At 36.5% G+C, this 8,630-nt stretch carries 8 protein-coding genes; 2 read left to right on the top strand and 6 right to left on the bottom strand.

All coding sequences use genetic code 11. From position 1 onward, the window contains the following. Window positions 1–125: 125 nt before the first annotated feature. The 4 genes from CA598_RS20155 to CA598_RS20140 all read right to left on the bottom strand — a co-directional run bounded on the left by CA598_RS20155 (window position 126) and on the right by CA598_RS20140 (window position 5,147). Window positions 126–1,202, bottom strand: a complete 1,077-nt coding sequence (locus CA598_RS20155; RefSeq protein ID WP_094877666.1) for a hypothetical protein — start codon at window positions 1,200–1,202, stop codon at window positions 126–128. Window positions 1,203–1,374: 172 nt separating this feature from the next. Beyond that, on the bottom strand, window positions 1,375–2,718 hold the full coding sequence (locus CA598_RS20150; protein WP_094877665.1) for an FtsZ/tubulin family protein: 1,344 nt from the start codon (window positions 2,716–2,718) through the stop codon (window positions 1,375–1,377). 12 nt (window positions 2,719–2,730) lie between these two features. After that, window positions 2,731–3,162: a hypothetical protein gene (locus CA598_RS20145; RefSeq protein ID WP_094877664.1), complete on the bottom strand. Its 432-nt coding sequence runs from the start codon at window positions 3,160–3,162 to the stop codon at window positions 2,731–2,733. A 761-nt stretch (window positions 3,163–3,923) separates the two neighbouring features. After that, complete coding sequence (locus CA598_RS20140; RefSeq protein ID WP_094877663.1) at window positions 3,924–5,147, bottom strand: hypothetical protein; 1,224 nt, start codon at window positions 5,145–5,147, stop codon at window positions 3,924–3,926. 621 nt (window positions 5,148–5,768) lie between these two features. On the opposite strand from CA598_RS20140, the gene CA598_RS20135 reads away from it, so the two are divergent. Continuing rightward, the gene (locus tag CA598_RS20135; RefSeq protein ID WP_094877662.1) at window positions 5,769–5,972 is read left to right on the top strand and encodes a hypothetical protein; all 204 of its coding nucleotides are present in this window, start codon (window positions 5,769–5,771) and stop codon (window positions 5,970–5,972) included. Window positions 5,973–6,223: 251 nt separating this feature from the next. After that, entirely contained in the window at window positions 6,224–6,814 is a 591-nt protein-coding gene (gene lepB / locus CA598_RS20130) for a signal peptidase I (protein WP_094877661.1), read from the top strand. A gap of 81 nt (window positions 6,815–6,895) precedes the next feature. Here lepB and CA598_RS20125 read toward each other — a convergent pair whose 3' ends face one another. Further along, window positions 6,896–7,597: a hypothetical protein gene (locus tag CA598_RS20125; protein WP_094877660.1), complete on the bottom strand. Its 702-nt coding sequence runs from the start codon at window positions 7,595–7,597 to the stop codon at window positions 6,896–6,898. After that, window positions 7,587–8,372, bottom strand: coding sequence for a ParA family protein (locus CA598_RS20120; protein WP_094877659.1), 786 nt, complete (start codon window positions 8,370–8,372; stop codon window positions 7,587–7,589). The genes CA598_RS20125 and CA598_RS20120 overlap by 11 nt, the downstream gene beginning before the upstream one ends. Window positions 8,373–8,630 lie beyond the last annotated feature (258 nt).

Below are 8,630 nucleotides of genomic sequence, written 5' to 3'. Positions count from 1 at the left end.
GCTACTACTGCCTTCGCCATTCGGGACTTCGACCCCATAGATAGCGCCCATGCTGGGCGCTCATAAAAAAAGAGATACCTTATCAGGTACCTCTTTTTAGTAGCTGTCTTTATTTTTGATTTATCCTACTTGCTCCATTGCGACTGATCTTCTGGTCGCTTCCGAAGAATAGCCATTTTGTAGGGCCCTTCAAGTCCATCTATCATTTCAAGTTTGAATAGCTCACTCGCCGCCGATCCATCCGTAAAACATTGGTGTATGTAATGGTAAGTCGAAGGTTCGCAATAGTTTCTTATCTTTCGACCAAATAATAGACGAAGCCGATTTAAGTGAAAACCACCTTTAGGGTAGTCATGAGCATCAATCAATATAAACCCGCTTGGAGAAAGCAAATCGTAAAAGAGTCTAAGAGCTGGCATAAGATTCTCAAGTTTACCAAAGGAAAACCAGAGGATACCTTTAGGATCGTAAATTATATCTTGAGGGTCAGTGATTACTTGTGGCAGCGCATAGGCATCTAATTGCTCATATGTAAACTCTACCTGCGATGTTGTTACTGGTGCCTGATGATCCATTGGAGATCCATCACTGGTCCACATTCTGATTTTACAGTTCAAGCGTGCAGCCAATTCTTCAGCTAGCACCAATTCTTCTTGGCCATTATTTGCAGCAGGAGCTACTATTCTCAGTATTGGGGATTGAACGGGCCAAATTTTCAATAAAGGCTCCAGTTGTTCTATGACAACTGGCATCCAGTTAATTTCCTTTTTGAACCTACGAGTCTGGTTTCCCCATCCAGCAAGCGGACCATATTTTTCATATTCGATCCGGTGAGTAAGCTTTAATAAGTGAATTGTTTTTGCACATATAATGAGATTAACACTCAAGATAAAAATTAAAGTAATAACCATAATTTTACACGATTGAAGTAAAATCTCTTCTGCAAAATCAAAAGGCATCGATACTACTCCAAACGCAGATAAAAACAGGTTTGTTAAAGTAATAACTAACAAAGGAATAAAAACATATATGCAAATGTACAAACTTATTATAGATAATCGGTGAAGTATACGGAACGCTGTACGAATTTTAGGGAATCGATTTATGGTTTTAACGAAAAAATATAAAAGCATTAAGGAAACTAAAACTGACACTCCAAGCCCCTTTAGTAGGACAAGTAAGAATTCTATAGCTCTATCCATAAATATCTCCTTCTTGAATGAAATTAGCCCGTTATACGAATTATGTTACACACATAATCTGATTCTTTTTATGGCTTTCTAGAAGTTGCAAAATCTCTTGTTGTGTTAGTTAAAAAAGTGGGAAACGTATCACTGTGATGACGTTTCCCACTTTTTTATTAAGTGCTTATTACTATTTAGTTGAATCTTTAAATGGATTATAGGCAACACTTTTCTTAGCTACCTTTGTATCTTTCTTATCGAATGGATTTGCACCAGTGATTTTTCGAGCGCTTACTGCTGATGTGCCCTGAAGTAGCGGCTCTCCCATAGTAAATCCACTCGCTTGCTGCTCTCTCTCCACTTTTTTACGGAGTAGTTCCTCTGCTTCAACTCTAAGGTTTTTTGCTCTGGCAGGCAGGCCGCTCATATTTGCGATCGTATAAACAAGGATTTGTCGAGTTGTGCTCGAGGTAACTAATCCAGTATAAACACTTACATCTGGTATTTCTTCATTAAACCTGTTTCTAATTATGCCGAGGGCATCTTGATTAAGTAAATCTTTCCGATCTTTCGGTATCACGATAACTAAACCTAAACTTTGAAGATCTTTACTGTAACTAAAATCATTAGCCAATACGTTACGTCCCTTGTACGTATCTACTATCTCATTTATTAGGTCTTCTCGTGTGTTTATTTCAAGCATGTTAATTTTTTTCTTTGCAAATGTTAGAATACCCCCTTTGCAGAGAATCTGATTCATCAAGTCTGTAGCATCCAGCGTGATATCGCCTTCCATGCTAGTCAGGACATTCCACTCATGCATAATTGACGCAACTTTGTAGTTACTATAAAAATCCCATGTTAATTTAGGTGCTTCTGGGTCATTCATGTGGTCTGTAAATATTTTTTCATTATCAAGGATTACTATATTTTCGAGTCCACGATAAATCTCCCCAGATAGATCTTCTCTAAAATCAGTCAATTTACTCACTAGTTCCGAAGTTGCGTTGTACGCATTAAGGCTCTCAACAGCATCCGGCCGTGGCAAAGAAATGATAGCACCAGTTTTTATTCGTAAACCATCGGAGATAGCATCTACAAGAACATTAATTGAACCAGTTGCAGTTCCTCCACCCATGGAACCTCCAACATAGATCATGTCACAATCCTTCATTACTTTAGCAATAACTTCGAATATTCTGGCTCCATTTTCTATAAACGCTTGCTTGCCTATTTCAGGATCTTTTCCGACCCCACGTTCGTAGCCTTCAAGCGAAAGCTGCATTGATTGAGGAATGTTTTTCAATTGGCCCATATCACCTAAGTTCGAGTTTACTATCATGCAGGGGTATATGGATTTTTGTGTTACTGGATTTTTAATTGCAGCAAAAGCATCTACAATTTTGGAGCCGCCTTGTCCTAAACCAATAAAACCATACTTTATTCCAGCAACAGCATTCTTAGTAGTCACGAATTGCTCAAGGGGCCATTTTCCGTCAAGAGATAAAGAAATCCGAGTAATTAGGTTTTCCATTGTTTTTCCTCCCTATTCTCTAGTGCCTGATATATTGTTTCTCTTTAATATTCCTTCTTGGTAGATTGCAGCTGCAATTTTACTTCCTCGTAATATTCTTTGATCAACTTCAAACAAGTCTCCTAATATTTCCTTTGCAGTCTCCCCAAATGGAGTTAAGTACAGCAAATCTGCTGTTCCCTCCTTACGTATTTCAACCATCATCGCTCCCTCCAGTTTTGCCACTCCCATACTTACCGGATAACGGAATTTAGTCGTCTGTTCAATTGAACTAGTATATCTTTTGAACTCTTCCTGTATTTGTGTCTTCGAAATTCCTTGGTCGGCATCCATTATGAGAGTGAAAATATCTAAAACCGTACCATGAAGATGATTTTTTACAAGTTCAAAAATAGGGATATTTTCTCCTGCATATTTATTTTCCAGGTCTGAAATACTTAACAAACTTATCCCCTCGCTTCTTAGGATTCAAAAATCCGCTATCTTTATTATACAATAAAAGGCGATTTAATTCAATTAAATAATACTAAATTGAATAAATGATGCACAATAAAAACCCTTATGTATAAAGGGTTTTTATTGTTTCGATGTATTAAGTTGAGCATAGTTGAATTAATGATGCACTAATGTTTTCTTAAAAAAGAATTATATAGATCAAATTTTACATGTAGTTTGACTTTGCTTACTTCTACCAGTGCTAATAGTGAAAAAACAAAAAGAGCCGTCCCAAGAATGGACGACTCTAAAATGTTAAGATCGATGCGAAAGCAGCTCAGTCTCATCATCGATTAATATGACATCATTGGCTTCTATGGCTGCTTTTGCTCCTTTAGAAAGCATACGCTTGTAGAAAGAAAGAACCATATCAACAATAAATAGCTTGTATCCATTAGCGTTAGCTACAGTTCGGATTTCATGAAGTAATCCAAAATCATAACCCTTATTATGCCGGGGAAATGGGATTAAAGATATTAGTCAGATGAAGTTGCTTCGTTTTGTGAGAGATACCCAATTGGAGGACAAGAGTTTCAGTGAGTTTGTCCTTAGTTTGTTGAATTTCCACTTTCAGCGTTTTCTCAATTTGCAACTATCTGCAAGTGGCTAGACTGATTAGATTCCTTAATGTACCAAACTGCGGCGGCTGCGTGAGAATTTCTGAGCAGTCTTTCTTTATCTTTATCCTCTTTCCTATATATCCAGTACATTTATTCTACAAGGTCCTGTTCTTCGGTTTGAAGTTTAAAAGGACTTTGTTTTCCATATCTTTGCTCAATCCACTGCTGATCAAATAAATCTACCCGCTCCCAGTATAAATCTTCGTCCTCATTAAAATCGAACGGATTAACAAATAGAAACTTTTCAGGGATAGAGTTCACCATATTATCAATCAATTCCGTTTGACTTTTTATATCATGTCTTATCTCGAAAGACTCACCTGACCACTCTCGGAGTATTTTCTTTCTTATATATCTTACAACTTCCATGGCTCCTCCCTGTAGAGGATTTATTTCCTGCCTCAATGTATAATCTGGGTGAGTGTTATCATCACCTTCTACTCCAAGCGGATCAAAAATAATAGGTACCGTTGTAGTACCTGGGAAATCGCTATTTGTTTGGTGAGCTCTTATTTCTTTGTTGTTTTGATCTACTAATTTTGCACTATCACCCGGAGCTTTTTGTATAGCATACTTAGTTATTTCCACTTCCCTATCAGGAGAGAAGGTTGTAACTTCATACTCTGCTCCTCTTACTCTTAGATGGCTTCCTTCAATAATGCTAATATTCATTACTGGGCTGATACCTAGCTTCTTAAAAACACTTGGGCCTAAACTCAAAAGTCTCATTCTAATCGACTGTTCAATAGAGTCAGCCACCGTTTCTATACTTATACTGTAAGTTTCATTCGCATTAACTTTAGGTCTAATCCCCTTGCAGAATACTTCATGCAGAGAAAATGGACGCCATGATGGGAAAAAATCACGATCCATGAGTATTCCTCCTGTCCCAATGACTTCCCAAGTGAAGTCTTGATCTGGGAGAATTCCGATTTCCCAACCATTCCCTCTAAATTGCAAATCCATACGAAACATTTTAAATTCATTAGTGGATTTGTTTAAAAACACTCCAATAATAGAAGACTCACAATCACTTTCCAGGTCAGCCATGATAGTTTCTAAAACAAATTTGAGTGGGCTGTCAGCTTGGTCCACATTCTCAAAATTTAATTGATCCTTTATAGAAGGGAGAATCTCTTCAAGCTTCGGCAAGAGAAACGATGGCTTCCCTGCCATGTAAATCATCAATCGGTCATCAAATCCAATATATTTGAGCCCTACATCTTGTTGAACGTGAGTTACTTCATTAGTCATCCGAAAGTCACTAATAATGCAACCTTGATTTTCATTTTTTATTGCTGCAATTAATGTCATTATGAAACCTCCTAATTATCTCATTAACTTACAAACACACTTTTTAATACAGCAATACTTACGTAATGGCAAGAAAGCTAGATTCAGAATTATTATAGAACTTTAGTAATTTTTTTATACCTGTATTTGAGCTAATGATGGTATTGAGATCGGACCGCTTTTAACACATCACTGTAAATTTTGATTTGTGCTCTATTCGAATTGGTTTAGATGGAAGCGCTTTTAGAAGTTACTAGAATCAATATATTTATGTACTATGGCTTGTGTTTGTGTACACAAATAATTACAATAAAGTAGATTGTACACTCGTCTGTGACCAATAAAGCGCTAGACTAGCAAAATAAATTATTAGTCTGATGTCGATGGCGAGAACCAGTAATCAACCGGAGGTAGTATGGAAGTAGAAATGGCGAACGCTCCCTTTGAATCGTTCGTGGACTCCAGGATGCTTTGCTGATTTCAAACGCGGGGTAACAACGACCGGTCACCCTGCCAGGCGCGTTTTGTGGAAGTCTAATGCTAAGTCGATTATGTGTTAGACCTTTGGTGCATGGAACAATCATAGTTGAGTGTATACTGATACATTTATAATTAATTATACCTACTCTGGAGGTACTGAAAATGAATGAAACTCAAGGAATGAGAGATCAATTGCACGATTGTTTTTTAGATATAAGAGGTGTTAAACCGAGCGAAGAACAAATCATAATTGTTGCCGAAGAAATCCCATCTTTCATTAAAGGATTAGCTCAACAATGGGGATGGTTTGATACAGAAGTTAGAGAAAAATTATACCTGTGGTTAGAGTCTAAATATTCGAAATAATAACGAAAATACAGTAAATTCCATGACCTTAACCGCTGCAATTAAGTTGGCTAAAAGGAAGTTAATGTTTACGAATAATAAAGATTTAGACTGAACGTCAGCTCCGGCTGCGGTGGGCGGCGCAGCTGTGTAAAACTTATATCTATTAGAAAACTGGGGATATTTCATCTCAAAAATAATGAATCGCCAACAAATACATTATAGGCTTTATTTTCTTCGTTCAATTATCTGATTAAATAAGGGATGGTTACATGAAAAATAATACTATCGTTGATGACTCGACATCTAAAGAAAATTCATTCACTATGAGATTATTTACTTCCAGCTGGGAGCTAATAAAAAGTGTTATTTATGCAATAGTTATTGTTGTTTTAATTCAACATTTTGTTGTATTACCTACTATTGTATCCGGTGATTCAATGAAATCGACAATGATAAACAATGAAAGGTTTTTATCCTTAAAAGCGATTTATTATTTTTCAGATCCACAGCAAGGTGATATTATCACCTTTCATGCTAGTAAAGTTAATGATTATGTTAAAAGGGTGATCGCTCTCCCTGGACAGGTGGTGGAGATAAAGAGCAATGTTGTTTATATAGACGGATCCCCTTTGCCAGAAAAATATCTACTTCCAATTAGAGAGTACTATGCTCAGAATGGAACAAGTGTCATAATGAAAGATTTTGGTCCTTATTCTGTTCCTTCAGATAGTTACTTTGTAATGGGAGATAACAGACCAAATAGTTTCGATTCGCGTGATTTTGGAGCTATCAAAAAAAGTAAGATCATCGGAAAGGCGGTTATTTCTTTTTGGCCACTTGATAAAATAAGATTTCTTTGAACTTGGAGTTTTCCTTTGATTACTTCGAAAAAAAGCTACTGCAGATTTTCTGCAGTAGCTTTTTGAATATATGGATATTTATTATTGAGGTCTTAGTCGATTAACTAAATGTGGATATTCTTGATGGATTAACAATCTAATGGCTTCATTCACAAATCTATATTTGAACCCTGTATCGTCACCAGCTAGTTCTTCAATTATGAGCGCAATTTCGTTTTCGATGTAATAGGACCTTTGTGTATGGGTATCTATAAGTCTTTCCTTTTTAAAGTGTTTAACTTTATAAGGTACAGGTTGTGTCATTTCTGCGTTAGAAGTATTCATATTTTGTGTATCTACAGCTCCTTGAAGGGCGTTTCCCCCGCCCATTTTGTTGTTTAACGCTTCTATTTCATCTTGTATTGTTAATTCTGGATGGGTATCTGTAGAGTGTTTTAAATGTTCACCACTTGCTTGTCGACCCTTTGCCTCTTCTTGCCCTTTTAAGGGGTCAGAATCGACTTCAGGAGGCTTAGGACCGTCTTTATCTTTCCCCTGTCTTTCTTCTTGCCCTTTTAGGGAATCAGGATCGTCTACAAGAGGGTTTGGGCCGTCTTTATCTTGGCTTTGTCCTCGTGATTCTCCTTGCCCTTTTAGGGGATCAGAATCGACTACAAGAGGCTTAGGATTGTCTTTATCTAGGCTTTGACCTAATTCACTCACTTTTTTTGGAAACAAGGCACTATCTCCGGTAAGAACTCTACTTTTCATCCTTTCCTCGATAGATTTTATTTTAGCGGACATTATCTAACAACTCCTTATAGAATGGTTGATATTGTTTTATAATTGCTTTCAAATCTGGATTATCATCAAAGCCAAATGAAGGAAGTCTTCCGACAGCAGCTGTGCGTTTAATAATAGTATCAAATGTGTAATCCGGGTAAGTCTCAGCCACAAGATTTGAATAAAATTCATTGTCTTTTCGTCTGCTATCTATCATAGAGCGTAAAATCCCTATGACTTTTAAATCTGAATTAAGATGGTCCTGAACTTTTTCAACAGTTTCCAAGTAGCTTTTTAAGGAAGAAAAGCAGAACGCGCTTGTCTCAAAAGGTATGAGTACATAATCTGAAGCTGTAAGTGATACGATACAAATTTCTCCCCGCGCAGGAGGACAGTCTATAATTATAAAATCATAGAGATGTTTAACTTTTTCAAGTGCCTTTTGTAATGTGTGCTGATAGAGCACCTTTCTATCACGAAGTTCTATGTGAAAGTAGGGTCCTAGTGTATTGATGTTTTCATCACCTGGTAGGATGTGAAGCTTCTTGTTAATTTGATATATGTAATTACTAGCATCTTCATCTAGGATGGCATTATAGACCGAATTGTCAGTAAATTCGAATATATCCTCTACACCTGTTAATAATTGTGTGAGATTTCCTTGGCCATCTGCATCCACTGCAAGAACCTTGTATTTTTTACTTAGCAGATGGCATAGGATGCTAGAAACAGTTGATTTTCCGGAACCACCTTTTGTGATGCCGACAGAAATAGTCTTCGCGGATGAGTCCGCCATATTCGTAATACCTCCTATATTAAATAGTGGTTATGATGCCTCATTTATAAGTTTAATTGATTTTAAAATAGTATGTCAATCTAAAGACAACTTACGTTTCAATTATACCTTTCGTTCTAACACCAATTAAATAATTAAATTAAGATATATAATTAATACTAATCATGCATTTATGTATGAATTTAAACATGCATGCATAAATGAATCTATACATAAATGTATTTATAAAAGTAAATTTACAACTACATATAAAACACA

This window comes from Paenibacillus sp. VTT E-133291, from assembly GCF_002264395.1.
GTDB lineage: Bacteria > Bacillota > Bacilli > Paenibacillales > Paenibacillaceae > Paenibacillus_AQ > Paenibacillus_AQ nitricinens.
The sequence above is the reverse complement of the archived record's forward strand: the minus strand, read 5'-3'. Positions and strand labels throughout refer to the sequence as shown.

Excerpts from the sequence above, each read along its gene's own strand:
- CA598_RS20125 (WP_094877660.1), bottom strand. The coding sequence starts at position 7,597 with ATGTCCGCTAAAATAAAATCTATCGAGGAAAGGATGAAAAGTAGAGTT.
- CA598_RS20135 (WP_094877662.1), top strand. The coding sequence starts at position 5,769 with ATGAATGAAACTCAAGGAATGAGAGATCAATTGCACGATTGTTTTTTA.
- CA598_RS20140 (WP_094877663.1), bottom strand. The coding sequence starts at position 5,147 with ATGACATTAATTGCAGCAATAAAAAATGAAAATCAAGGTTGCATTATT.
- CA598_RS20150 (WP_094877665.1), bottom strand. The coding sequence starts at position 2,718 with ATGGAAAACCTAATTACTCGGATTTCTTTATCTCTTGACGGAAAATGG.
- CA598_RS20155 (WP_094877666.1), bottom strand. The coding sequence starts at position 1,202 with ATGGATAGAGCTATAGAATTCTTACTTGTCCTACTAAAGGGGCTTGGA.
- CA598_RS20120 (WP_094877659.1), bottom strand. The coding sequence starts at position 8,372 with ATGGCGGACTCATCCGCGAAGACTATTTCTGTCGGCATCACAAAAGGT.
- lepB (WP_094877661.1), top strand. The coding sequence starts at position 6,224 with ATGAAAAATAATACTATCGTTGATGACTCGACATCTAAAGAAAATTCA.